Annotated in this window: 25 protein-coding genes and 3 other annotated features; of the genes, 2 read left to right on the forward strand and 23 right to left on the reverse strand. The window is 37.7% G+C overall.

What is annotated here, in order from left to right; all coding sequences use genetic code 11:
- From AC2VNP_RS20665 to AC2VNP_RS20685, 5 genes are all read right to left on the reverse strand, one after another.
- Nucleotides 1-464 (reverse strand): CvpA family protein (locus tag AC2VNP_RS20665; protein WP_486919158.1); only part of this gene is annotated, 464 nt, incomplete at its 3' end.
- Entirely contained in the window at nt 457-735 is a 279-nt protein-coding gene (gene zapA, locus AC2VNP_RS20670) for a cell division protein ZapA (protein WP_486919159.1), read from the reverse strand. The genes AC2VNP_RS20665 and zapA, both read right to left, overlap by 8 nt.
- Nucleotides 736-959: 224 nt before the next feature.
- The gene (pheT, locus tag AC2VNP_RS20675; RefSeq protein WP_486919160.1) at nt 960-3,386 is read right to left on the reverse strand and encodes a phenylalanine--tRNA ligase subunit beta; all 2,427 of its coding nucleotides are present in this window, start codon (nt 3,384-3,386) and stop codon (nt 960-962) included.
- 14 nt (nt 3,387-3,400) lie between these two features.
- Nucleotides 3,401-4,435, reverse strand: coding sequence for a phenylalanine--tRNA ligase subunit alpha (pheS, locus tag AC2VNP_RS20680; protein WP_486919161.1), 1,035 nt, complete (start codon nt 4,433-4,435; stop codon nt 3,401-3,403).
- A 70-nt stretch (nt 4,436-4,505) separates the two neighbouring features.
- Nucleotides 4,506-4,740 (reverse strand) — a binding site (T-box leader).
- 68 nt (nt 4,741-4,808) lie between these two features.
- On the reverse strand, nt 4,809-5,564 hold the full coding sequence (locus AC2VNP_RS20685) for a TrmH family RNA methyltransferase (protein WP_486919162.1): 756 nt from the start codon (nt 5,562-5,564) through the stop codon (nt 4,809-4,811).
- Between the two features lie 409 nt (nt 5,565-5,973).
- Here AC2VNP_RS20685 and sspI point away from each other — a divergent pair, with 409 nt between their 5' ends.
- Nucleotides 5,974-6,183 carry a small acid-soluble spore protein SspI gene (gene sspI / locus AC2VNP_RS20690; RefSeq protein ID WP_275116996.1) on the forward strand — a complete coding sequence of 70 codons (210 nt, stop codon included), beginning with the start codon at nt 5,974-5,976 and terminating at the stop codon, nt 6,181-6,183.
- 484 nt (nt 6,184-6,667) lie between these two features.
- On the opposite strand, the gene AC2VNP_RS20695 is transcribed toward sspI, so the two are convergent.
- Together AC2VNP_RS20695 and AC2VNP_RS20700 are read right to left on the reverse strand one after the other, a co-directional pair.
- On the reverse strand, nt 6,668-7,753 hold the full coding sequence (locus AC2VNP_RS20695) for a M42 family metallopeptidase (RefSeq protein WP_486919164.1): 1,086 nt from the start codon (nt 7,751-7,753) through the stop codon (nt 6,668-6,670).
- 81 nt (nt 7,754-7,834) lie between these two features.
- Nucleotides 7,835-8,326, reverse strand: a complete 492-nt coding sequence (locus tag AC2VNP_RS20700) for a dUTP diphosphatase (protein ID WP_486919166.1) — start codon at nt 8,324-8,326, stop codon at nt 7,835-7,837.
- A gap of 162 nt (nt 8,327-8,488) precedes the next feature.
- Between AC2VNP_RS20700 and AC2VNP_RS20705 the strand changes: the two genes are divergently transcribed.
- Nucleotides 8,489-8,878, forward strand: a complete 390-nt coding sequence (locus AC2VNP_RS20705; protein ID WP_486919167.1) for a sigma-w pathway protein ysdB — start codon at nt 8,489-8,491, stop codon at nt 8,876-8,878.
- A 24-nt stretch (nt 8,879-8,902) separates the two neighbouring features.
- Here the strand turns inward: AC2VNP_RS20705 and AC2VNP_RS20710 are convergent, their stop codons facing one another.
- From AC2VNP_RS20710 to AC2VNP_RS20785, 16 genes are all read right to left on the reverse strand, one after another.
- Nucleotides 8,903-9,475 (reverse strand): TVP38/TMEM64 family protein, encoded by a 573-nt coding sequence (locus AC2VNP_RS20710; protein ID WP_486919168.1) that lies wholly within the window; start codon nt 9,473-9,475, stop codon nt 8,903-8,905.
- Nucleotides 9,476-9,555: 80 nt separating this feature from the next.
- Nucleotides 9,556-9,813, reverse strand: coding sequence for a DUF1294 domain-containing protein (locus tag AC2VNP_RS20715; protein ID WP_486919229.1), 258 nt, complete (start codon nt 9,811-9,813; stop codon nt 9,556-9,558).
- Between the two features lie 174 nt (nt 9,814-9,987).
- Complete coding sequence (gene rplT / locus AC2VNP_RS20720; RefSeq protein ID WP_486919170.1) at nt 9,988-10,347, reverse strand: 50S ribosomal protein L20; 360 nt, start codon at nt 10,345-10,347, stop codon at nt 9,988-9,990.
- Between the two features lie 34 nt (nt 10,348-10,381).
- Nucleotides 10,382-10,582, reverse strand: a complete 201-nt coding sequence (rpmI, locus tag AC2VNP_RS20725; protein ID WP_034627113.1) for a 50S ribosomal protein L35 — start codon at nt 10,580-10,582, stop codon at nt 10,382-10,384.
- 40 nt (nt 10,583-10,622) lie between these two features.
- Nucleotides 10,623-11,126 carry a translation initiation factor IF-3 gene (gene infC, locus AC2VNP_RS20730; protein ID WP_236034958.1) on the reverse strand — a complete coding sequence of 168 codons (504 nt, stop codon included), beginning with the start codon at nt 11,124-11,126 and terminating at the stop codon, nt 10,623-10,625.
- Nucleotides 11,127-11,276: 150 nt separating this feature from the next.
- Nucleotides 11,277-11,393: a sequence feature (ribosomal protein L20 leader region), on the reverse strand.
- Between the two features lie 117 nt (nt 11,394-11,510).
- Nucleotides 11,511-13,661: a sensor domain-containing protein gene (locus AC2VNP_RS20735; RefSeq protein ID WP_486919172.1), complete on the reverse strand. Its 2,151-nt coding sequence runs from the start codon at nt 13,659-13,661 to the stop codon at nt 11,511-11,513.
- Between the two features lie 356 nt (nt 13,662-14,017).
- The gene (gene thrS / locus AC2VNP_RS20740; RefSeq protein WP_486919174.1) at nt 14,018-15,958 is read right to left on the reverse strand and encodes a threonine--tRNA ligase; all 1,941 of its coding nucleotides are present in this window, start codon (nt 15,956-15,958) and stop codon (nt 14,018-14,020) included.
- Nucleotides 15,959-16,010: 52 nt separating this feature from the next.
- Nucleotides 16,011-16,273: a binding site (T-box leader), on the reverse strand.
- Nucleotides 16,274-16,355: 82 nt separating this feature from the next.
- A complete protein-coding gene (gene ytxC / locus AC2VNP_RS20745; RefSeq protein WP_486919175.1) occupies nt 16,356-17,222 on the reverse strand; it encodes a putative sporulation protein YtxC in 867 nt (288 codons plus the stop codon).
- Between the two features lie 171 nt (nt 17,223-17,393).
- A complete protein-coding gene (locus tag AC2VNP_RS20750; protein WP_486919177.1) occupies nt 17,394-17,546 on the reverse strand; it encodes a hypothetical protein in 153 nt (50 codons plus the stop codon).
- A 58-nt stretch (nt 17,547-17,604) separates the two neighbouring features.
- Nucleotides 17,605-18,495 (reverse strand): MBL fold metallo-hydrolase, encoded by an 891-nt coding sequence (locus tag AC2VNP_RS20755; RefSeq protein WP_486919178.1) that lies wholly within the window; start codon nt 18,493-18,495, stop codon nt 17,605-17,607.
- A 311-nt stretch (nt 18,496-18,806) separates the two neighbouring features.
- Entirely contained in the window at nt 18,807-19,913 is a 1,107-nt protein-coding gene (mqnC, locus tag AC2VNP_RS20760; protein WP_486919179.1) for a cyclic dehypoxanthinyl futalosine synthase, read from the reverse strand.
- A gap of 77 nt (nt 19,914-19,990) precedes the next feature.
- Complete coding sequence (gene dnaI, locus AC2VNP_RS20765; RefSeq protein ID WP_486919181.1) at nt 19,991-20,926, reverse strand: primosomal protein DnaI; 936 nt, start codon at nt 20,924-20,926, stop codon at nt 19,991-19,993.
- Complete coding sequence (locus AC2VNP_RS20770; protein WP_486919183.1) at nt 20,927-22,375, reverse strand: replication initiation and membrane attachment family protein; 1,449 nt, start codon at nt 22,373-22,375, stop codon at nt 20,927-20,929.
- A 224-nt stretch (nt 22,376-22,599) separates the two neighbouring features.
- The gene (gene nrdR, locus AC2VNP_RS20775) at nt 22,600-23,067 is read right to left on the reverse strand and encodes a transcriptional regulator NrdR (protein ID WP_275116980.1); all 468 of its coding nucleotides are present in this window, start codon (nt 23,065-23,067) and stop codon (nt 22,600-22,602) included.
- Between the two features lie 266 nt (nt 23,068-23,333).
- Nucleotides 23,334-23,717 carry an adenosylmethionine decarboxylase gene (gene speD / locus AC2VNP_RS20780; RefSeq protein WP_486919184.1) on the reverse strand — a complete coding sequence of 128 codons (384 nt, stop codon included), beginning with the start codon at nt 23,715-23,717 and terminating at the stop codon, nt 23,334-23,336.
- A 191-nt stretch (nt 23,718-23,908) separates the two neighbouring features.
- Nucleotides 23,909-24,937 (reverse strand): glyceraldehyde-3-phosphate dehydrogenase, encoded by a 1,029-nt coding sequence (locus tag AC2VNP_RS20785; protein WP_486919231.1) that lies wholly within the window; start codon nt 24,935-24,937, stop codon nt 23,909-23,911.
- Nucleotides 24,938-25,129 lie beyond the last annotated feature (192 nt).

Genomic DNA, 25,129 nt, shown 5'->3' on the forward strand with positions numbered 1-25,129 from the left:
AGTGAAGATTTTTGTAACTGTTCTTGAACAAATTCAATTGGTAATAGCGCTGCAACATGAAGAACAATAAATAGAATTAAATACGCTTCTAAGAAACATAGAATTCCGCCAAGCCAACCATTAATCGTTCTTAAAATCGGTAAATGTGCAACAAAATCTAACATTGAACCGATAATATGCAAAGCGATTTTCGTACCGAAAAATAGTATGGCAAAAGCTATACCTGAATAGTATACACTTTCAAAATTAAATGCTTCTATAAACATGGAAAATGCACTATCACTCGAAAATTGTGGATACGGGATCCATAAGCGAATATATGAAGCTAGTTCCCCGTAATAGAGATAAGCAACGATTAATGCCACAAAAAAACTTACGAGATGAATCAGTTGAAGGATGAAGCCCCTCTTTAAGCCAATGAAAAAACTACTAATTAAGATAAAAAATATTAGTAAACTAAACATCTTTTTTGTCCTCTTCCTTTAATTTCGCTTCTAGTTGTTCTAGCCTTTTAGTCATTTTCACATAATCATCAGCGACATTAAGTGCAGTTAAAACTGCTAGTCTAGTTGTATCTAACAATGTATTACGTTTGCGAATTTCTTTCATTTTTTGATCGACATGTTGAGCCACCTGCTTAACATGTGCAGCTCCTTCTTCACTAACAATCGTATATTGCTGGCCGTATATTGATACAGTCGTGCGAGTTCGTTCAGTTTCTCTCTCCTCTGACACCCAAAAAGCCTCCTATCACGATCTATGGCTTCTTACTACTTCCATAATTAGCAATTTGAAAAATCCTAAGTTCTATCATAACACGAAGCGCCGATGTTGAAAATATAAAGCCAAACTATTCATTATTTAAACGATCATTTCTTCTCATTATTTTAAAATAAATGTTAAACAATAAAAAAGCAGATGGAATCAGATACTGATTCCATCTACTTTTTTTGGGGAGCTTATGCTCTTAGCTCTGCTCCGATTTCTGTTTTTAATTGATCTAGAACCTTTTGATGAACTTGGCTAACTTCTTCATCCGTTAACGTGCGCTCTGGATCAAAATATGTTAGTGAAAATGCTAACGATTTTTTACCGGCTTCCATATGCTCGCCTTGATATAGGTCAAATAATTGTACATTTTTTAATAATTGACCACCAGCAGTGACGATTACTTGTTGAACTTTTCCTGCATGAACCGCTTCATCCACAACGAGAGCAATATCACGAGAAATCGAAGGGTACCTTGGAATTGGCTGGTAAGCTACATCGTCTTGCTTGTAGTTGAGCAGTTGCTCTAAATCCATTTGGAACACATAGGTCTCATTCAAGTCTAAATCTTTTTGTAACGTTGGATGAATTTGACCGATAAAGCCAACCTCACTTCCGTCTAGTACGATCGAAGCTGTACGTCCAGGGTGGAGTCCAGGCTTTTTCGTTTGTTCGAAAGCGACCAAGTGACTTAGACCAAGCTCAGAAATTAGTGCTTCAACTACACCTTTCGCTACGAAAAAGTCTACTGCTTTCTTTTCACCTTGCCATAAATGACTATGTGCAATACCCGTAAAGGCTCCAGCGACCATTTCTTTTTCAGTCGGTTGCTTTGTGACTTCTTTTTCTTCTGATAAGAAGATGGAACCTACTTCATAGATCGCCACATTGTTAACTTTTCGGTTTAAATTGTAACTAATAACATCTAATAAATGAGGGATCAGGCTCGTTCTTAACGTACTTCGATCCTCACTCATTGGCATCGAAAGTTTCACCGGTGTTAAATGTTCATTTTCATTACTTAAGCCAGTTGCTTTCTTAGGCGTTGTTAAAGAATACGTAATTGCTTGGTAAAGGCCTGCTGCTTCTAAAGACTGACGGACTTTTCTTCGACCAGCTTGATAATCTGTTAATCCCCCAGGTGTTGTTAATCCGATTGGCAATGTCGTTGGAATATGATCGTAACCGAACAACCTCGCGACTTCCTCAACTAAATCCTCTGTGATCGAAATATCATTTCGTCGTGTAGGTGCCGTTACATCGAACACTTCTCCATTTTGTACATAAGAAAATTGGAGTCGGTCAAAGATTTTTGCAATGTCTTCAGTTGTTAAACTCGTTCCAAGAAGTCGATTTACTTGTTCAGTTGAAATCGTTACTTCTCGCTCCGCTATATTTAATGTATCCACTTCAACAATGCCGTCTGCAACTTCTCCACCTGCTAACTCTGCAATGAGTTGCGCTGCACGTTCAGCTGCTTCACGCACTCGTTTAGGGTCAACACCTTTTTCATAGCGCATGCTTGATTCACTGCGAAGACCTAAATCTCTTGAAGCCCTGCGAACCGTTTGACTATTGAAATATGCTGCCTCTAAAAGAATAGTTGTTGTGTCATCTTGTACTTCTGAAAATGCTCCACCCATTACACCAGCTACTGCCGTTGCTTCTGTGCCGTTTGTAATGACTAGGTGGTCAGCGCTTAGCTTTCGTGTTTCGTCATCCAGCGTCACAATTTCTTCTCCATCACGCGCACGGCGAACAACTATGTCTTTTGATCCAAAACGATCATAGTCAAAAGCATGAAGTGGTTGACCGTATTCAATCAGGACATAGTTTGTTACATCGACTACATTACTGATCGGACGAATTCCAGCAGCTGTTAAACGGTTTTGTAACCATAAAGGGGATGGTCCGATTTTTACATTTTTAATAATTTTAGCTCCGTAATACGGGTTGTCTTCGGATGCTTCCACTTGTACCGTTATATAGTCAGATGCTTTTTCGCTGCTTGAACTTTCAGTGATTGTTGGGTGTTTTACCTCGCGACCTAACAATGCAGCCATCTCATAGGCAACACCTAACATACTTAAACAGTCTGAACGATTTGGCGTTAAATCTAATTCTAAAACCTCATCTGTTAAATTAAGAACTTCAAGTGCATCTTGACCAGGTTCAACATTTGCCGGAAAATTATAAATCCCTTCAGCAAATTCCTTTGGAATTAACTTTCCTTCAATTCCTAACTCTTGAAGTGAACAAATCATCCCTTGTGATAATTCACCACGAAGTTTCGCTTTTTTAATTTTAAAGTTCCCTGGTAATACAGCACCAACTGTTGCTACAGCTACTTTCTGGTCGGCACCGACATTGGCTGCACCACAAACAATTTGTAAATGTTCTTCTGCACCTACATCTACTTTACACACTCGTAATTTATCTGCATTTGGGTGTTGAGTACATTCCACTACATGTCCAACCACCACTCCGCTCATTCCTTTTTTCAGGGAATGAATGATGTCTACTTCAATACCGCCTTTAGTCAACTTATCCGCTATTTCTTTCGGCGTTAAATCAGCCACATCGATATATTCTTGAAGCCACTTATAAGAAACTAACATATTCTCTCCTCCTCTTATACCTGTTTAAACTGTTCTAAGAAACGTAAGTCATTTGTATAGAAATGACGAATATCATCAATACCGTACTTTAACATTGCTAGGCGTTCCACACCCATACCGAATGCAAATCCGCTATACTTTTTCGGATCAAATCCACCCATTTCAAGTACACGGGGGTGAACCATCCCAGCTCCAAGTACTTCAATCCAACCTGTTTGCTTACATACTCGACAGCCTTTTCCACCGCAAATCCCACAAGAGACATCAACTTCAACTGAAGGCTCTGTAAACGGGAAGAAACTCGGTCGAAGACGAATCGTGCGATCTTCACCGAAATATTGTTTTGCAAATGTATCTAGCATCCCCTTTAAATCACTCATACGGACGTTTTCATCGATGTAAAGTCCTTCAATTTGCATGAATTGGTGGGAGTGCGTCGCATCATCGTCATCACGTCTGAATACTTTTCCTGGACAAATGATTTTAACTGGCCCTTGTCCTTTGTACTTTTCCATCGTACGAGCTTGTACAGGAGAAGTATGCGTACGTAGTAAAAGTTCATTTGTAATGTAAAAAGAATCTTGCATATCACGTGCTGGATGGTCTTTCGGTAAGTTCAGCGCTTCAAAGTTATAGTAATCCGTTTCTACTTCAGGACCTTCAGCGACTTCAAACCCCATTCCAATAAACACATCTTCAACATGTTCAACAACGGAAGTTAACGGATGACGAGCTCCTTTTACTACTGGTCGGCCTGGAAGTGTAACATCAATACTTTCCTCTGCTAATTTTCTTTCTACTTCTTGTGCCTCTAATTGCGTTTCTTTTTCTTCTAGCTTTTCAGTAATCGCTGCTCGAACATCATTAGCCATTTGTCCGATGAGAGGGCGTTCTTCAGCTGATAGCTGTCCCATTCCTCGTAATACTTCAGTAATCGGACCTTTCTTTCCTAAGTATGCAACACGAATGTCTTGTAAAGCTTTTAAAGAGTCAGCTTGTACTACTTTTTCAAGCGCTTCATTTTTGAGACCTTCTAAACGATCTTTCATGTATATTTCCTCCCTCTTTTAATTACAAATTGGAATGTTCCCTAAAAATAAATAGAGCCATCGCCCCAAACTAAGGGACGATGGCTCGTGGTACCACCCTTATTAGCAATAGAATATCTACTGCTCACTTCATTAGATAACGGTTTAAACCGATAACACCTTAATAAGACAAGTTAACCATCCTATGTTCCGGTGCTAGCTCAAGAGTGAATTCACCTGTTTCATCCATAGAAATGCTTTCAGTCTAAGACATTTCCTCCCTAGATGGTGATTGACAGCCTACTACTCTCCTTCAACGCTTTTGGCAATATTAAAATATGTAATATCAAACTTATTAAAGTATAGAAAAAAATAACACACAGTGCAAGTCCATTTATTTTTTTCGTAATCCATAAAGTAAAATGGCCGTAGCAATCGCGACATTTAACGACTCCGCCTTGCCATAGATCGGTACATATAAATTAGCATTCGTTTCTTTTAAAAGGTCTTTTGAAACCCCTTCTCCTTCATTCCCAACCATTAAAGCAAATGAAGATGGTGACTCTATTTCATTGTAGTCTTGTCCATTTTCAAGAGCTGTTCCATAAACAGGGATATCCAATGATTTTAGTTTTTCAATCCACTCCAATAAATTACCTTTTACAATCGGCAAATGAAACAAGGAACCTTGGGTGGAACGAATGACTTTTCCATTATAAAGATCGACTGATCCATCTCCTAAAACAATTCCATCAACTCCAGCAGCATCTGCTGTGCGGATGATCGTTCCAACATTTCCTGGGTCTTGAACGGCATCTATTAATAAATATCGCCCTTGACTTGGAACAAAATGATGTTCAAATTGCTGACAGATTGCGATAACTCCTTGTGGAGATTTTGTTTCACTTAACTCCACCATGACACGATCCGTAACGTAAGTAATTGGCACTTGCCAATCCGACCAGTTTTTTGGAACATCGTACTCTTCAGAAATGATCAATTCTATAGGATCAAAACCAGATTTCCGAGCTTCTTCTATTAAATGCCTTCCTTCAATCAAAAATTGATGATCGGTATCGCGCCCTTTTTTTGTATGTAACTTTTTCCACTGTTTTACTTTTGGGTTTTTAGCTGATTCAATACGATTCATTACAAACTCCTCATCTATATCAAAATGCAAACTGCTATATCGTTCAAAAAGGAGGACAAAAAGAACCAAGAAGTTCAAGGCGGTGTAGCTTTGAGGAGCACAGCGTATGCTTTTAATACGTGAGCACAAGCTTGTATCTTCGTAAGCATAATCCGCACGACGGAAAAGTGATCTTATTTTCCAAGGACCGCAGAAGCAAACCAACGAGCTTCCACAGGATGTGGTGACTTCGACGTTCCCACAGGACGTGGGGCCCTTAGTCGAAGATCAACTTTCTCAGTTATTTTTCCCGGACTTTTTGAACTTCCTCTCTTTTTTATAATTATACCCTCCAAATTATACATAATCCCTAAAAAATTTCACAAACTAGGAAAGATTTAATATCTACTTAGTGAAGGAGTGCTTAGCGATGAGCTTTAATTTAAGAGGTGCTATTTTAGCAAATGTTCAAGGGAGCAGTGAAGACCAAGTCGAGGCAACAATTACAGACGCCATGGCTAGCGGCGAGGAAAAAATGCTGCCTGGTTTAGGTGTGTTGTTTGAAGTTTATTGGAGAAATGCAGATGAAAATCAAAAGCAGCAAATGGTTACACAAATTACAAACGGTTTACAAAGATAATCCGGCGAACTTCGCCGGATTTTTTTCTTTGGTTGATGTGTAGCAAAAGCGCCCAGTGAGACGTCGCTGGGCGCTTGCGCTTTTCTTGTCTAGCTGCAGGTGTCATCGGCTGAGGTCGCTTCGGTCTAGCAAATGTGTCCAATAGCGGGACACATCTTGTTAGCCCTCCAGCGCTTGTCGCCGATAAGCAGACACCTTCCGCTTTTCTTGTCTAGCTGCAGGTGTCATCGGCTCGAGGTCGCTTCGGTCTAGCAAATGGGTCCAATAGCGGGACACATCTTGTTAGCCCTCCAGCGCTTGTCGCCGATAAGCAGACACCTTCCGCTTTTCTTGTCTAGCTGCAGCGTCCAGCGTCTAGTGGACTTCGCTCCCCTCCTTACGATAAGTCAACATCTGCTCGTTAGCACTCGCCGTGTATCCTTTATCTCATAAGGGGCGCTCCAGTCCATACGCCGCTTAACGGACGCTTTCACTTTTCTTGTGATCAATCAAATGTAATTTGTTTTACTGTATCTGTATCTAATTTTTTGATGACTTCAACAATTAGTTTTACCGCATTTTCAAAGTCATCACGATGCAAGATGGCTGCGTGTGTGTGGATATAACGAGTTGCAATCGTAATTGACAGTGACGGAACTCCGTTAGCTGTTAAGTGTATAGCACCAGAGTCTGTTCCTCCACCTGCCACATAATCAAATTGGTAAGGGATGTTGTTTTCTTCAGCTGTTGAAGTAACAAAGTCTCTTAATCCTTTATGAGATACCATTGATGCATCATACATGATGATTTGCGGGCCATCACCCATCTTAGCCAATGCATCTTTTTCGCTTACTCCTGGTGTGTCACCAGCGATACCTACATCGACCCCGAAGCCGATATCTGGTTGGATAAGGTGAGCTGACGTTCTAGCCCCGCGCAGACCAACTTCTTCTTGAACCGTTCCTACACCGTAAACAGTGTTAGGGTGATCTACATCTTTTAATTGTCTAAGTACTTCAATTGCAATCGCACAACCGATACGATTATCCCACGCTTTCGCCATTAAATACTTTTCGTTTTTCATTACTGTAAAGTCACAAACTGGGACGACTGCATCTCCAGGACGAACTCCAAACTCCATTGCTTCCTCTTTACTTGACGCACCAATGTCAATAAACATATCTTTTTTATCAACAGGCTTTTTACGTACTTCAGGAGAAAGAATATGCGGCGGCTTCGAACCGATAACACCTGGGACATAACCATTTTTCGTCATAATCGTCACACGTTGTGCGAGCATTACTTGCTCCCACCAACCGCCAACGGTTTGGAAACGCAGATAGCCTTTATCATCAATGCTCGTTATCATGAAACCGATTTCATCAAGATGTCCAGCTACCATAATTTTTGGTCCTTCTTGAGAACCCGTTTTCTTAGCAATTAAGCTTCCTAAGTTATCAGTATAAACTTCAGTCGCATAAGGCTCAATAAAGCGTCTCATCACGTCACGCGGCTCTTTTTCATTACCAGGAATTCCGTTAGCATCTGTTAATTCTTTTAACATTTGTAAAGTTGGATCTAAGTTTGCCATATGTAAATGTCCTCCCTTATATGTATTCTACTCTAGTATAAACGAGAGTGTTTCGATACTCAAACAATCACCTTTTAACGATTAATACCCTTCATCCTGACGACGATGATTTACTTCATTCTTATCATAATAAGCTTGCTCCATTTCGTCAGTCGAAAACCCTAATTTTTCACCGAGAATTAAATAGTCATCAAATAATTCCTTGTAACTCTCAAAGGTTTGCTGCTCATGCAATTTCGTAATTAAATCGTATACTCGCTGGAAAGCTTGAACTAATGTTGTCGTCTTTTCTTCACGTTGCGTATGTAACTGAATACCTTCAAATTTCAGGACAATTCCTAACGATAGGATAAAATGTAGACCATCTACATATTCTTCTAATATGATATGACGTTCAGCCGGCGGTTTATTGCTCCAATATTTAAAGCACCTTGTCTCATTGGCTAGTTCTCCTAGTTCGACTTCAAGAGCTAAAATTTGTTCAGCTAACAAATTCTGTTCCTCAAGTCTATGCTCTTTTATGATACGTTCATTTAATTGACGCTGCATATCAAATAATTTTTTCAAATTCACAATCGTTTCTCTCCTTCTAAATACTTTCATTCTTTTACTTTGTAGTATAAGATAAAATAAAATTGATATAAAAATAATTAGTAATATTATAGCAAATGTGCAACCTTTTTTCGTTTGAATCGTATATAGGAAAAAGAAGGCCTAGAATAGGAGGAGTTATCAATGGTCTTATTATTTCGTTTATTAATCATTATTGCGTTTATTGTCATTATATATAGTGCAATTAAGTACATTACAAACCCTAAACGAAAATTTGAACTCGCTCATGAAAAGAAGCAATTCCACTTTCATGATGAAAAGCAAAACGTACGGAAGAACTTTTTAGTCACCTACAAAGGCGTTTTATTTGAAGGGGAAAAATATCTAGGAACGACGGACAAAGCATTTGAGGTCATTTCGGTTCAAGTATGGGTGAAAAATCCTGAAATACTGCAAGGGTTAGACCGAGAAGATTTTGAAGTGATTGAAAAGGAAATTCTTATTCATTATCCAAATGCAGAAATTGAATGGAAAAGCCCGGTAAAAGAATTCCTAAAGAAAAAGGGAGAATAGTTGCTCTAAGCACTGTTCTCCCTTTTATGATTTTGCTGTAAAAAAATCATTCCATTTGTACGTTACTTCTTTTCTACCGAGAATTGTAAATACTACGAATAAGGCCCCAACTAACGTTAAACTTATTGCGAGCGGCATTTCATGGATCATATGTCCAAAAGCGGTGAAAACAAATGCTGGCGGTATACATGCATAAAAGGAGTATTTCGTATATTCCTTCATGTTTTTAGACATCTCTAACAAATATAAAGAAATTAAATGAAAATGAATAAAGGGCATTAAACGAACAATTAACATTTGCACTAAACTCATCCTATGATACGACCCAAAATATTTCTTTTTTAAGTAGAATAACTTTGTCGTGACTTTAGGAAACCTTTTAGCAATTACATAAAACGCTAGACTAGTAAATGTTAAACCAATTAAGGAATAGATCGTTCCATAAAATACACCAAATAAATATCCGCCTAATAAACAAACAAGAATAACAGGTATAAAGAAAACTTGCCTTAGAACGTGCAGTAAAATAAAGAATAGAGGGGCTAACCATCCACTTTCCTCAATGACAAACTGAATGGAATCTAATGACTGCTCCACTACGTTCCCCCTTTCAGTGAACCCACCTTATTTTATTCTATGAAAACATGGTTCAAGGTAGGATTCAATTTACACACTTATTAATAAAGAAAAAGTAATAGGATGACTTGACCAACGATGATCACAGGTATACCCAAATTAAATTTAGGCTTTTTCGTCTTGTGCCGAAATTGCTTCATTCCAAAATAAATTCCAATAGATCCGCCGATGAAGGCAAACAGTAAAAGTGTCCGTTCCGAAATTCGCTGATTTCCATTCACCGCTCGACGTTTGTCCAAACCCATTAACCAAAATCCTATAATACTTACACCAATAAAATATGAAGCAACATATAACATTGTTCTCACCTTTGATCAAATTATGAAGAATGAGTGCTTTGAGTCCTTTAAAAAAAGGGCAAATAGAAACAAAAAAGGGCCTAGTAAATATACCAGTACCCTTATTGTTTATTTTATATGATCCGTTCACTAATTAGCAAGTCGAAAAGACTGCTAATTCTGTTTAACTTTAACTTATGCGTTTAAGCTTGCTTTTGCTTTTGCAGCTAATTCTGCAAATGCTTGCTCATCGTTTACCGCTAAGTCAGCTAGCATCTTACGGTTAACGTTGATATCAGCAACTTTTAAACCGTGCATTAAACGGCTGTATGATAATCCGTTCATACGAGCAGCCGCGTTAATACGAGTGATCCATAATTTACGGAAGTCACGCTTCTTTTGACGACGGTCACGGTAAGCGTATAAGAATGATTTCATTACTTGTACTTGTGCTGATTTAAATAAACGGTGTTTGGAACCGTGGTAACCTTTTGCTAACTTTAATACCTTTTTACGACGACGACGAGCTACATATCCGCCTTTTACTCTTGGCATAGTAGTTCCCTCCTTGTTTCTTTAGCTTTTGCGATTATTTTTTGTATGTTAACATTTCTCTAATACGTTTGAAGTCACCAGAATGAACCATTCCTGCTTTACGAAGCTTACGCTTTTGTTTTTGTGACTTGTTACCGAATAAGTGGCTTGTAAATGCGTGCGAACGCTTTAACTTACCAGAACCAGTTTTCTTAAAACGCTTAGCAGCGCCTCTATGAGTTTTCATTTTAGGCATTTGTTTATTCCTCCCTTAATCGTTCTTCGTTGACGTACTATTACTTATCACTTTTAGGAGCAAGTACTAAGAACATGCTTCGGCCTTCCATTTTAGGCTTTGCCTCAACAATCGCAATGTCCTCACACTCTGTCGCTAATCGCTCTAATACTTTACGGCCGATTTCAGAGTGAGTAATTGCACGACCACGGAAACGGATAGCAGCTTTAACTTTGTCACCTTTTTCAAGGAACTTTCTCGCATTACGAAGTTTTGTATTAAAGTCATGATCTTCAATCGTCGGACTGAGACGTACTTCTTTAATATTAATAACTTTTTGGTTTTTACGAGCTTCTTTGTCTTTCTTTTGCTGCTCATACTTAAACTTACCAAAATCCATGATACGGCACACTGGTGGTTTTGCATTAGCAGCAACCATAACCAAATCAAGGTTTGCCTTTTGTGCCATTTCTAAAGCTTCTTGTTTCGACTTAACTCCAATTTGATCGCCATTTGGACCGATGAGACGTACTTCACGGGCGCGAATGGCCTCATTGATCAACATGTCCTTACTAATAATGAGCCACCTCCAAGTGAGTTTAACACGGACAAAGCATTCATGCGCTAGTTCTCAAAAGACTTCATTTAAAAAGGTATGTGTCTATGTTGGTATACCGATTTTACATTGAAGTCTTGCTGATATTCAGCGTTCTTTTCAATAAAAAAAGTGCGAACGCATACTACGCCCACACTGATCCTTTAAAAACTAATCAAAACCTGTTAACAGCACATGCGTCAATCAGGTGAGAAGCGGGCGCTCCTGCTTGTAAATGTCCTTAATTAAATTACTTACCTAATTTATCACAGCTTAGACACGATGTCAAACATTTAATAAAAGATCTTCTGTTTTCGACCTTGTCGTTCTTTCCTTTACGCTATTTACTTATAGCTAGCTAATAAATTCAACGAATTGATCAGCGGGTAATGGTTTACTATAAAAATACCCTTGCATGACATCACATTGTTCACTTTTTAAAAACGTCAGTGCCTCTTCTGTTTCTACTCCTTCCGCAACCACTTCGAGCTTTAAATTTTTAGCTAAATTAATTATCGTAGTCACAATCGCTCGGTCCTCGCCGTTATTCATAATATCTCTAATAAATGATTGATCTATTTTTAAAGTCGTAATCGGAAACGATTTTAAATACCCTAGTGATGAATACCCTGTTCCGAAATCATCAATCGAGATGCCGACATTATGTTCTCTTAATTTTTGTAATGTAAGAGCCGTATCCTCAGTATTTTCCATCAAACTGCTTTCATTAATTTCTAATTCAATTTTATTTCCATCTACATTTGCGGTATTTAATATCTGTAAAACATTCTCAGAGAAGTCACGTCGTTTAAAGTGGCTTGTCGCTATATTAACCGACATTTTAATATGATTAATTCCTGCAGCTTTCCACTCATTTAAGTAGTCGCAAGCCTTTTTTAACACCCAATCACCAATTGGTATAATAAGCCCTGTTTCCTCTGCAACCGGGATAAACTCAGCTGGTGAAACTAACCCTTTTATCGGATGAATCCAACGAATCAGTGCCTCCACACCAATCATTTGATTGGATTCTAAGTTTAATTGAGGTTGAAAAAATAACACAAACTCATCCCGCTCTAACGCTTTACGAATATCGCTTTCAATTTCAATTTTTCTCATAAGCTCTTCATTCATTTGCGGTGTATAAATTCTGCATGAGTTACGTCCCCCATCTTTAGCTTTTAAGAGTGCTAAGTCTGCTTGCTTAAGTAACTCCTCTTCATCATCTGTTTCCTTAGTTAAAGGATATAATCCGACACCTGCACTTAATGTTAAATAAAAATCAATATTCTTATAAGCAAAAGGTTGCTCTAATGTTTGATATAAGCGTGAAATCATCTTACTTACATTTTCTTTATCGAAACCTTTTATTAGAAAAACAAATTCGTCTCCACCTAAATGATACAGTTTTACTTCCTCTACTAAGTCCAAAAAGTATAGATCGAAAAACCTTTTTCCAACTTCAACGATAACGGAGTCGCCAACAAAATGACCAGCGGTATCATTAATGTGTTTAAATCGGTCAAGGTCCACTAATATTACACCTAAGTTACCGTGTTTTCCTTTTCTCGCTTTCTCTAATTCACTTTTTAAGTCTTCAATCAGTTTCATACGATTCGGAAGGTCAGTAATATGGTTATGGTAGGCCATATGCTTTATCTTTAACTCTGATTGCTTCAGCTCTGTCAATTCACTGACAGACCCGACAATAGCAGTTACCTCGCCATCTTTAAGTATAGGTGATAACGTAACATGATAATATCTGTTATTGTCAAAGAATTCGAACGAAGTGTTTTCACCTGTCTCAAAAGTTGTAACGAAGTACCCTTCTGCCAACTCACGTATATGCTCTGAAAAAACTTCAATTATCGATTTATTGATAATATCTTTACTTTGTATTCCTAAAATACTTACTAATTGACCATCAAATAATGTAAAAACAAACTCTCCGTTTACCTTTACAACTTTAAATACTAAATTATGAAGGTTTTTGACTACATGCTTAAAGTCATTTTTTAGTCGTTCCCGTAGATGCTGTTCATATTTTTTTCCCATCGTAATATCTGTTCTTGCTGATATAAATTTATAAGGTTTTCCCTGATCATCTAAGAAGGGATAGATCGCGGTCTTTACCCAATAAAAAGTTCCATCTTTTCTGCGGTTTTTGATTTCCCCTTCCCAGACTGAACCGCTCTTTATCGTGTCCCATAAGTCTTTATAAAACGCTTTGCTATGATAGCCGGATTTTAAGACATTATGGTTTTTTCCAATTAATTCAGACCGAGTATATTGCGAGATTTTACAGAATGTATCGTTAACATCAATAATGGTCCCATCTCCATCTGTCACCGCTAAAATAGAAGAATCATTCAAGACCATTGCATAGTCTTCCAACTGCTGTAAATACCTCAAAGTTTCACAGTTAAGCTCTAATTTCTCTATGTTTTGTTTTACTTTTTCAAAAATTGTGAGTAAACCTTGTTCACACCCGATATTATTACTCACAGATCCTCCCCCTCAAAGCCGCATGGGATGCTTAGCTTACACCTAATTCTAAATACCTATAAAAGTAAAATGTTAACATTGGTGAAAGCTACATTTACCCTATAGGCTATCATCATTAAACCCAGGCTACTATTCTATTGTAATTGACTTCTCTTGATAATAACAGCGATTTTTTGTCATTGATACTCAACAAGTATTAAAATTGTTAGTAGTTGTTCGCTATTAACCTTTATCGTACTATAGTACCATTTCATTTTTAAATAAAAAACATTTTCCCTTTTCTTTAAAGGATTAAACCTAAATATTAAAAATAATAAAAAAGGCTGACTCCATCTTGAGCCAGCCTTCACTTTAACTTATTTCCCACGTTGTTCAACGATTTGTTTTAGTTCACTTACAAAATCAACTAGTGGAACGGAAGTAGACTTCTGTTCACCGTATTTACGTACATTTACAGCTTCATTCTCAATTTCTTGATCACCTAGAACGAGCATGTAAGGAATTTTTTGAATTTGAGCTTCACGGATTTTATATCCGATTTTTTCATCACGTTCATCGATTTCTACACGGATACCTTCTGCCTGCAAGGCTTCAGTTACACGCTTTGCATACTCTAAGTGAACGTCAGGAGATACTGGGATCACTTGAACTTGAACTGGAGCAAGCCAAGTCGGGAACGCTCCTTTATACTCTTCAATTAAAAAGGCAACAAAACGTTCCATCGTTGAAACGACGCCACGGTGAATAACGACAGGGCGATGAGGTTTACCATCTTCACCGACATATGTTAGATCAAAACGCTCCGGAAGCAAGAAATCCAGTTGAACCGTAGATAACGTCTCATCTTTCCCTAATGCTGTTCTCACTTGAACATCTAACTTCGGTCCGTAAAACGCTGCTTCTCCTTCAGCCTCAAAGTACTCCACATCTAATTCATCCATCGCATCTTTTAACATTCCTTGAGCTTTGTTCCACATTTCATCATCGTCAAAGTATTTTTCTTTATCTTCAGGATCTCTGTACGATAATCGGAATGAATAATTGTTCAGTCCGAAATCTTTATAAACCTCTTGGATTAGGCGAACAACTCGAATGAATTCGTCTTTTATTTGATCTGGACGACAGAAAATATGCGCATCGTTTAACGTCATTCCACGAACTCGTTGCAGCCCTGTAACCGCACCGCTCATCTCATAACGATGCATCGTTCCAAGCTCAGCAATTCGAATAGGCAATTTGCGATAACTATGAATATCGTGCTTATACACCATCATATGGTGAGGACAGTTCATTGGACGAAGCACAAGCTCTTCATTATCCATTTCCATCACAGGGAACATACTGTCGCGATAATGATCCCAGTGACCTGAAGTTTTATATAGTTCTGAACTACCGAGTACTGGTGTATAAACGTGGTCATAACCTAAGCGAACTTCCTTGTCGACGATATATCTTTCAATCAGACGACGAATTGTCGCGCCTTTCGGAAGCCATAACGGCAAGCCTTGTCCTACTTTTTGTGAGTTCGTAAATAAACTTAGCTCTTTACCTAATTTACGATGATCACGTTCTTTTGCTTCTTCTAGCAAGCGTAAGTGTTCGTCTAGATCTGCTTTTTTGAAGAACGCTGTACCGTAAATACGTTGAAGCATTTTGTTTTTACTATCACCGCGCCAGTATGCACCGGCAATGCTTAACAATTTAAACTCTTTTATTTTCCCAGTCGATGGAACGTGAACCCCACGACAAAGGTCAAAGAATTCACCTTGCTCATAAATCGTTACTTTTTCTTCCGCAGGAATTGCTTCGATCAGTTCAAGTTTCAGCTGGTCGTCAATTTCTTTATAACGAGCTACAGCTTCATCTCGGCTCACTTCTACACGATTAATGTCTAGGTTCTCATTGACGATTTTCTTCATTTCTTTCTCGATTTTCGGCAAGTCTTCAGCCGTAATCGGTGTTTCGCTGTCAATATCATAATAAAATCCGTTTTCAATAACAGGACCTACACCAAGCTTCACGTTACCGAAGAGCCGCTTAACAGCTTGAGCTAATAAGTGAGCAGTACTATGGCGCATGACTTCTAATGCGTCGACCGAGTCTTGAGTCACGATTTCTATTTTTCCATCTGTATGAAGAGTTGTACGTAAATCGACTAACTCACCATTAAATTTACCTGCAATTGATTTTTTCTTTAGTCCTGGACTAATGGAAGCTGCAATATCTTCTGTTGATGTTCCCGCAGGAAACTCCTTTACAGCACCATCAGGAAATGTAATTTGCAATACATCAGACATCTTACTCACTCCTATTTTTTCTTTTTGAAAACATAAAAAAACACCCATCCCAAAAAGGGACGAGTGTTAGTCTCGTGGTTCCACCCTTGTTTCTATAATTGCAAAAATCAAATTCACTAAACACTTATGGCCAACATAAGGTGCAATTATAGCTCAATTCTACAGAATAACGGTCTGGAGCCGTTAGCAGATACTTCAATTTCCCTGCTAATGTTCAAAGGTGGTAAGTCGACATTCCGTGTTAGGTAGTTCTCAGCAATTCTACCTTCTCTGGAAACCGTAAACGAAGACTCATGTCCTTATCATTACATCACACATCATTAAATTTGATATGTAAGTAATTATATGAATTGCTTAAAAGAAAATCAAGCTTTCGTTTAAAATACTATGAACTTTTTTACGTTACTCGATGAAATACACCTAAAGGATAAATGACAGCTCTTTCTTCAAAGATGGTTTGTAGTGTATAAATAATTCCCTGGTCTACGTCATCAGTGTAAATATGGAGTGATTCCGGATTAATACTAACGAGTGGCGATATTACCATCTCGTCGATGTCTAAGTCTCCCTCAAAAACTAAGGTCTCTTCAAGGAACAGCTCTTTTTCCTCTCTGCTAATCTCTTTAAATGCACCATCGTAAAAAGAAAATTCTCCATCATGTACAAGATGAATCTCTTTCATTTTCTTTGGAGCAGTCTTTAGGAAATAGCGAAGGCTTTCCACAATGTTTTGATACTCTTGTTCTAGTAAGTACTCATCTATGGCAATTTCAACACAATCAATTAAAATTTCACCATAATCTTTCAAACGAAATGTTAAAAATGGTTCATAGTAGAATGTAGTATGTTTGTCAATGCCTTTTGCAAAGGCTTCATATAAATAATTTTCGCGCTCATAGAAACAATGAATAGCTGGTATATCTTCTCGATCTCCGTTTATGATTTCACAAGCTATACTTAGTATTTGTTCTTGCTCTTCGGGATCATTAAAATAAAACATTTGATCAATAATTTCTAGTAACCAATCTTCTTCTTTCGTTTCAATCACATGCTGAGCAAGAACAGATGCTAATAAAGGATGAAACGAATCATAGAAGTTGATTTCATCGTCTTCATATTGGATGTATATCGTCGTACCTTCTTCACCCTCTTCTATGTCTAACGTTACTTGTAAACCTAACTGAGTATATTTAGACATATACCGGGTAAGTTGATTATAGACTTGTTGGCAATCTTGCTGAGATTCAAATTGAATAGCAATCAATGGTAAATCCCCCTTAACCGATGAATTAACAATTTATTGTACCGTCTCCCGGTTGTAAGCCTTCGTGCATGACAAATCATTCTAATTCATTCCTATGACAAGCTATAAAAAAAAGAACTAAAAAATACGCTTATTTGTTATAAAAACAAATAAGCGTACGATATATGTTCTTTATCTGTCATAACTGCTGACAATCATTTGTGCTAAAGATTTATAAAACTCTTTGGATTCCTCATCAACTGAATCGTCATCATGTTCAGTAAGTTCAATTAAACAATGGTCACATTCAAAGGTTGCATACGTTCGATGCCCATCCATCTCCAATGGAACATTCTCCTCCTTTCAATTTTATTATTAATATAATTCTCTTATTAGTCTATTTTTATTTTGTTACTGCATACGCCTCGGGCATTTTAGATACAGTAAGGTTAAGACGCCGTAGATGTTTTCGGATTCCACTACGTTCCCACGTTTTAAAAATAGGTACTTTTAGTACTTCCTTCGGATAAAATATCCCAATGTTTGTTAATTCTTCAAAGCTTAATCCTTGCCGAGCATAATAATCGATCATTTCATCGCGCTTATCAATCACTTCTAAAAATCGCTGCATTTCAACTTGGAATTCTTGTTTCGTAAATAAGCCTTTTTGGTGCCCGGTTATAAAGGTATCTACATCAAGAGTCAACAGGCGTTTTCCAGACTCAATAAAGTCCTCAATACTTCCATCGGTACCGTTATACCATGGCCCAAATGTTGTCATATCATAATCGCCAACATAGACTACCCCCAAGTCTGGGAAATAAGGCGAAGATAAACCAGCTGTGTGTCCTGGTGTGTGTAAGAGGACCGTTTTCACTCCCCCAAAGGAATATTCGACTTCATATTGATACGTTCCCGAAATTTGCTGTAAATTGTTTACCCATTCCTGAGGCAGTTGTTTTTTCCACTGCTCAATTCCAGCCTCTCCCCATTCTTCATATATCCCATTAGCTTTTGCAATCCCTTCAATTGATCTTGCTGTGTTAAACTCAAGTGGATTTATCCACTTTTGGGCTTTTGGGAAAAGATGATTATATTGAGTATGATCTGGATGATAATGAGTATTTACTATTAATTCAATACCAAACTGGTCGTTAATCTCTAAAAGAGTTTTAGGATCTGCTCCACAATCGATTAACACTTTTTCAGGACAATCAATAAATATATTTCTAGAATAAGGTACTTTGCTGTTATTTTTACCTTCTAAGATCATCAGTGGCCCAATACGCTTCATTTCTTTCACCTCTTAGAGTGTTATGTTATTAGTTCCAGTACAAGTAAGCATTTTTAAAGGCTTTTCTTGTAAACTATGAGAAAACGTGTCATTTCGAGTGAATGTTCATTCATTATATCACATTATTTTGAAATTTTTAACTAATCTGCAATCATTATAAGAAAAGTGCAAGTGCCTGATGTTGACTTATCATAAGGAGGTGAGCGAAGTCTCGCTAGTCGCTGAATTTAGACATCTTCGAAATGTTTGAATCTGCTTAAAAAAAAGGAGCTGGCCTCTTAAGCCACCCCCTCTCTTATCATCGTTTTCAATTAGTTTTGCATTACAAAATCTTTTTCTGTTTTTTCATCGTTATCAAATACGCGTAAAATATTATATTTAGTATTACGTTGCGCTGGGATTTTACCCGCTTCTCGTATTAATTCTAAAATCTGATTTGTATTGACTTTATGGGTTGTCCCTGCAGCAGATACAACATTTTCTTCCATCATCGTACTGCCGAAGTCATTACAACCGTAAGATAACGACTGTTTTCCTACTTCCGGCCCCATCGTTACCCATGACGATTGGAAGTTCGCAATATTATCTAAGAAGATACGCGAGATTGCGACATTTTTTAAATATCCACGCGGTGAAATTTTTTCACCTTTTAAATTGGTGTTATCGGGTTGGAATGTCCAGGAAATAAACGCTAGGAAACAATCTGCTTCATCTTGTGCATCACGGACCCGTTGAAGGTGAAGTGCACGTTCTTCAATCGTTTCCCCTAAACCGATAACCATTGTTGCGGTACCGTGCATGCCAACTTTCTTAACGGTTTTCATACATTCGATCCACTCTTGCCACGTATCTTTAATTCTGCTTACACGTCTGCGAGTCTCCTCAGTTAAAATCTCAGCACCGCCACCCGGTACGGAATCTAAGCCAGCTTCTTTTAATTGAATAAGAACTTCTTCTAAAGAAAGGCCCGAAACTTCAGCCATTTTGTAAATTTCAGCAGGTGAAAAAGAGTGCATTGTAATATCAAAACGCTCTTTTATCTTCTTTAATAGATCTGTGTAATATGAAAAAGGTAGATCCGGATTCGTCCCACCTTGCATTAAAATTTCCGTTCCACCGACATCAACAGTTTCTTGAATTTTCTTTAGCACTTCCTCATCTTCAAGAACATAGCCTTCTGCATGCCCAGGTGGTCTGTAAAATGCACAAAAACGACAATACGTATCACAGAAATTTGTATAATTCACGTTCCTACCGATAACAAAAGTCGTCACTGGTTCTGGGTGCCATTTTTTCATAATGGTATTTGCTGCTTCACCCATCTTTTCTACTTCATCACTTTTATAAAGCTCTATGCAGTCTTCTAATGAAATTCGTTCCCCGTTCACTGCACGCTCTAGAATGTGGTCAATGCTCATTTGTTTTATAACCCCCAACTTTATCAACTAGTATTATACTATCATAGATTATTAAAAAATGCCCATTCCAATAAAGACTAATTCTGTCCTCTTCTATTGGAGCCATCAACATAAACCGGTCTAGTATAATGACGAATCCTCTCCATAATTCGTTTCGCCTTTAACTGTTCAAATCCACCACGATCCGAGTAAGATAGGTGTTCTTCCAATTCTTCAAAATCGAAATTTGATGTGAATAAGGTTGGGAGCTTTTCAAGCATTCGATATTGGAGGATAACGCCTAAAACATCATCACGTATCCAGCTGGACAGACTTTCTGCACCGATATCATCTAAAATAAGCACCCCGGCATTTTTTACTCGTTCTAGCTTTTCATTTAATGTGCCGTCACCAATTGATTGCTTCATTTCCCTAAAGAAGTCCGGAGTATAAACGAGCATCGTTTCAATTCCGCGGTCTGCTAAGGCATTTGCCACAGCACCCATAATATACGTTTTACCGACACCAAATTTCCCATATAAATAAAGACCCATTGTATGGTTGCCTGGGTCAGCTTCCATGACAAATTCTAATGCTGCAGCAGTCGCAGCCATTCGCAACTCTTCTTTTTGGTCAATGTTTTCAAACCTTGCTTCAAGGATATCTTTAGGTATATATAAACTTTTTATAAGAGATTGTTGTTGTTTTTGTCGATCTTTTTTAAGTTTAACTTCACAAATCTCAAAGCGAATATCCACATAATTTCTTTCTATCGCTAGGCGAGGTTTGTATCCTTGCATTAAGTTAGAACATTTTTCAAGTCCCGGACAGTTATTACACGTATTCAGCTCTTTTCTATATTGATCTAACTTTGGCAAACTCCTCTCAAGCATTTCAAGAGAAACTTGAGGGTTCTTTTTAATAAACTCATTAATAATTGGATCGGTAAAAATCTCATGCTTCATCTTTTCGTATTGCTTTAAAAACTTTTCCCCGCTCATCATTTTTTGAAGGGAGGATTGAATGGATTCCATCTAATCTTCCTCCTTTAGCGCTCTATTTTGCTTTAGTTGCTCCATCATTTTATTAAACCTTTCTTTTTCCTGAGCAACTTTAGGGTCTTGACTATTATGATCTGAAGTCGCCGCTGCAGACTTTTCTTCTTGTTCTTTTAAAAGCCATTTCGGTAATTTCTCTTTGCGTACAGACGATTTTTTCGGTCGGCCTTTAGCAACTGGGGTTTCATTTTTACCTTGTTGGTACGCTGTATTTTTTTGATACTCAACTCTGGCTAATTCCATTGCTTCTTTTACGGTTTTTATATTTTTTCTGGACCAATGCCCAGCAATTTTATCAATTAAAGCTTTGGTCAGCTTCATATCATTACGAATTAAAACAGAATCAATCAGTACGTTTACAACACCAGGCATTAACTGATAGTCGAGAAGTAAGCTTTCGATAATTTTTGCATCAGCTAAAGGAACTTTCGCACCATCTGATCGGCTCTCAAGTAAATCTAACGGCGATGTTGTTTCATACAGTGATATCATTTTTTCCTCTTCAGTTTGTGGAACTTTGCCACTCATTTCACGATGTTCTAATGGATGTGTCTTTAATCCCAGGGTAGGAGGCTCATTTCCATACTCTATTTTATACCATTCTTGCGCTCGTTTTCTTAATTCCTCTACACTCAATTCATCATCATGAAGAAGAGCTTGCTGAATTAACCGACTCATCTCTAACGGTTCAATTCGATAAACGAAAGCAAGACGAATAATGACTTTTTTAACCTCTACTGTCAGTAACTTTTTTGCATTACTAAACGACCCTAAGTCAGATTCTAACAATTGAAAGTCGAATGAGCGATCCGCAAACAACAGGTCTTGCTCTTGTCCTCTTTGAACGACTTCTTTGTTTGGGTCTATTTCTAAGGCCTCAATCAACTCTGTTTGGTGATGAGTAGCAATTTCTGAATGTGATAAAGAAGTGAATACTTCATCAAACGCGTACGTTACTTCTTCGTACCCTTCTTCATCTAATTTGTCGATTAAAAACCGCTCCCTAATTTGTCGATATTTCGTCTTCCCTAATCGATTATATAGATAAACACTTAAAACGTCATTTGTAAAAAATGCCTGTGGTGACATCGGGGGCTGAAGCTCATATAGATAAGTGGAGTAATCATCCTTTTTTTTCTTGTACGTTTTTAGTAAACCGATCGCTTCTAACTTTTTTCTTTCTTGAAAAAGTTGCGGTAACGGCAAATCCATACTAATCATTAACTGACGATGTGTAGTCTCTTCACTCCAGTAAATATCATCTTCCAGCTCACTCCACAATGTCATGTACAAGCTGTATGCTACTGCACCAATTAGAGGTTGATATAATAATATGAGTACTCTTTGATCTTGAACCGTTAATTGGTCTTTCGCTCGAATCATTAAACGGTCAACTGGCAAAAGCTCTTTCCAATGCCATTCCATCTATACCACCTATCCTTACTTCAATCTAATCTATAAAGTGAAACTTTTTCAGTGTTTCTTCATCCTCCACTGAAAATTAGTTGAACCAATCGGGTTGTTACTGGCGCTCGCTTGTCTCCCACTTAGCCTTTTTCGCTTCCTCAAAGGCTTGAAGTGGGCGTCTTAGCGCCAGTTAAACGGGATAAAAGTGAAAAAGAGCTCTCAGCAGACTGCTTAAAGCTCATTTATTTCTTAGTCGTATTTCGATCAATTAGATCTTTTAGTTCATCAATAAAAACATTTATATCCTTAAATTGACGGTAAACGGATGCGAAGCGGACATAGGCAACATCATCTACACCTGCTAATATTTCCATTACTAACTCACCGACAACTCGGCTCTCAACTTCATTCATCCCTTTGCTTCGAAGCTCACGTTCAACCTTCGTCACAATTTCATTGAGCTGTTCAAGCGAAACTGGTCGTTTTTCACAGGCGCGAATAAGCCCTCTTAAAATCTTTTCACGGCTAAACTCTTGTCTTGTACCATCTTTTTTAACAATAATAATTGGATGCTCTTCAACAGTTTCAAACGTAGTAAACCGATAATTGCAAGATTCACACTCTCTTCGCCTACGTATCGATTTCCCTTCATGACTAGGTCTCGAATCCAGAACTTTAGTTCCATTGTATTCACATGCTGGACAACGCATTCAGTATCAACTCCACTTTGTCTTGCATTTGGCGTAACGAACAAAATATACTACTTTAATAATAAATAAAAACTCGAAAAATGACAAGAAATCGTTCACTGATCCGATTAGAAAAAAACTCTCTATAGGGAAATGGAGAAAATCAATGGGAATTAATAATGTTTTTTTACTATTCAGTAGAGCTAGAGCAACATCTTTAAGCACTCTTCAGTGCCTTGTCAAAAAATCAAAAAGAGATGGTTTTTCCACCACCTCTTTTTTACGCATCACAATGCTTTACTTTTCAATTTCTCAACTTTGATAGGACCCATTCCTCTTGGCACTTCAATAATTTCACTTGTTGTTGCCTGCAGTGCTTTAGATATATAATCTGAAGCTACATTCGGGTCAATTCGATCACCGCATGTGTAAACATCAATACTAGCATATCCATGTTCCGGAAAGCTGTGGATTGTTAAATGTGATTCTGAAATAATTACAACTCCACTAACACCGTGTGGGGCAAACTTGTGAAAGGCAACTTCACGGACCTCTGCTCCCGACTCCAATGCAGCGTCAACGAATACTCTCTCAATAAAATTCATATCATTCAACTTCTCTACGTTACATCCCCATAATTCAGCAATTATGTGACGACCCATAGTATCCATAAGTTGAATCCCCCTTTTCAAAAAAATGTCATGCCTTCTCAAGCATGTAGGAATGTTAAGGTACCACAGGGGAAGTATCACTTTATTGTTAACCCACTTTCATTCGTATATACCCTTCCGGAAAGAAACAAAATAAGCTGACCTGAGGAAACACAGGTCAGCCAAAATTTTTACCTACTAATTAGATTAGATTAAACGTGAAGTTTTGCATCGTTTACAATTTTCTCGGCAACAAGGTTAACAAGGTCTACAACACGACAAGAGTAACCCCACTCATTATCATACCAAGCTAAAACTTTTAACTGGCGGTCTCCTAATACCATTGTCGATAAGCCATCAATAATAGATGAATTTTCATTACCGTTAAAGTCTATAGAAACAAGCGGCTCATCAGTGAAACCTAAGATACCTTTTAACTCATTGTTCGCAGCATTTCTTAATACTTCATTTACTTCTTCTACCGTTACATCTTTCTTAACTTGAACAACAAAGTCAACTAAAGAAACGTTAGGTGTTGGTACTCGTAATGCCATACCGTTTAATTTTCCGTTCAGGTTTGGTAAAACTTTCGCAATTGCTTTAGCTGCTCCAGTAGATGTTGGAATAATCGATTGAGCGCATGCACGAGCTCTTCGTAAATCTTTGTGTGGATTGTCAATATTCTTTTGGTCGTTTGTATAAGAATGAACAGTTGTCATCATTCCTGTTTCAATTCCAAATGCTTCATCTATAACTTTAGCAACAGGTGCAAGACAGTTTGTTGTACAAGATGCATTTGAAATCACATCGTGCTTTTCATGAATGTAATCGTCATCATTTACACCTACAACTACTGTAACATCCTCATCTTTACCTGGTGCAGTAATTACTACTTTCTTTGCTCCAGCTTCAATGTGGTAACCAGCCGTCTCTTTTGATTTGAATTTACCCGTTGCTTCAACAACGATATCTACATTCATTTCTTTCCATGGTAATTGTTTTGGATCACGTGATTGTAAAAGCTTAACGACTTTACCGTTTACGATTAGTTCGTTATCCCCCGCTTCTACTTCCGCTTGGAATGGTCCGTGGATACTGTCATATTTTACTAAATGAGCTAATGTTTCCGCAGGGTAACTTGCATTTACCGCTACAACATCTAATTTATCGTCAAGAATTGCTTTTCTGAACACCATTCTCCCAATTCTTCCAAACCCATTAATCGCCACTTTAACCTTCATCATAATTAGATCCTCCCCATTTATATATGCTATACTAAATGTCCTCTGATATGAAATAGTATAACATATAATATGCATTAAGAACTAATAATTTTATAAAAAGATAATAAATAAAAATAATTAGGCAATTCAATTAATTCATTGAATATCGCTTCTGATTTGTCATTGATTACTGTATAGCGTTAATACCTT

It is taken from the genome of Alkalihalobacterium sp. TH-98 (assembly GCF_057473385.1).

Excerpts from the sequence above, each read along its gene's own strand:
- pheT (WP_486919160.1), bottom strand. The coding sequence starts at position 3,386 with ATGTTAGTTTCTTATAAGTGGCTTCAAGAATATATCGATGTGGCTGAT.
- pheS (WP_486919161.1), bottom strand. The coding sequence starts at position 4,435 with ATGAAAGATCGTTTAGAAGGTCTCAAAAATGAAGCGCTTGAAAAAGTA.
- AC2VNP_RS20685 (WP_486919162.1), bottom strand. The coding sequence starts at position 5,564 with ATGAATCGTATTGAATCAGCTAAAAACCCAAAAGTAAAACAGTGGAAA.
- sspI (WP_275116996.1), top strand. The coding sequence starts at position 5,974 with ATGAGCTTTAATTTAAGAGGTGCTATTTTAGCAAATGTTCAAGGGAGC.
- AC2VNP_RS20695 (WP_486919164.1), bottom strand. The coding sequence starts at position 7,753 with ATGGCAAACTTAGATCCAACTTTACAAATGTTAAAAGAATTAACAGAT.
- AC2VNP_RS20705 (WP_486919167.1), top strand. The coding sequence starts at position 8,489 with ATGGTCTTATTATTTCGTTTATTAATCATTATTGCGTTTATTGTCATT.
- AC2VNP_RS20715 (WP_486919229.1), bottom strand. The coding sequence starts at position 9,813 with ATGTTATATGTTGCTTCATATTTTATTGGTGTAAGTATTATAGGATTT.
- rplT (WP_486919170.1), bottom strand. The coding sequence starts at position 10,347 with ATGCCAAGAGTAAAAGGCGGATATGTAGCTCGTCGTCGTCGTAAAAAG.
- rpmI (WP_034627113.1), bottom strand. The coding sequence starts at position 10,582 with ATGCCTAAAATGAAAACTCATAGAGGCGCTGCTAAGCGTTTTAAGAAA.
- infC (WP_236034958.1), bottom strand. The coding sequence starts at position 11,126 with ATGTTGATCAATGAGGCCATTCGCGCCCGTGAAGTACGTCTCATCGGT.
- thrS (WP_486919174.1), bottom strand. The coding sequence starts at position 15,958 with ATGTCTGATGTATTGCAAATTACATTTCCTGATGGTGCTGTAAAGGAG.
- AC2VNP_RS20755 (WP_486919178.1), bottom strand. The coding sequence starts at position 18,495 with ATGAAGCGTATTGGGCCACTGATGATCTTAGAAGGTAAAAATAACAGC.
- mqnC (WP_486919179.1), bottom strand. The coding sequence starts at position 19,913 with ATGAGCATTGACCACATTCTAGAGCGTGCAGTGAACGGGGAACGAATT.
- dnaI (WP_486919181.1), bottom strand. The coding sequence starts at position 20,926 with ATGGAATCCATTCAATCCTCCCTTCAAAAAATGATGAGCGGGGAAAAG.
- AC2VNP_RS20770 (WP_486919183.1), bottom strand. The coding sequence starts at position 22,375 with ATGGAATGGCATTGGAAAGAGCTTTTGCCAGTTGACCGTTTAATGATT.
- nrdR (WP_275116980.1), bottom strand. The coding sequence starts at position 23,067 with ATGCGTTGTCCAGCATGTGAATACAATGGAACTAAAGTTCTGGATTCG.
- speD (WP_486919184.1), bottom strand. The coding sequence starts at position 23,717 with ATGGATACTATGGGTCGTCACATAATTGCTGAATTATGGGGATGTAAC.
- AC2VNP_RS20785 (WP_486919231.1), bottom strand. The coding sequence starts at position 24,937 with ATGAAGGTTAAAGTGGCGATTAATGGGTTTGGAAGAATTGGGAGAATG.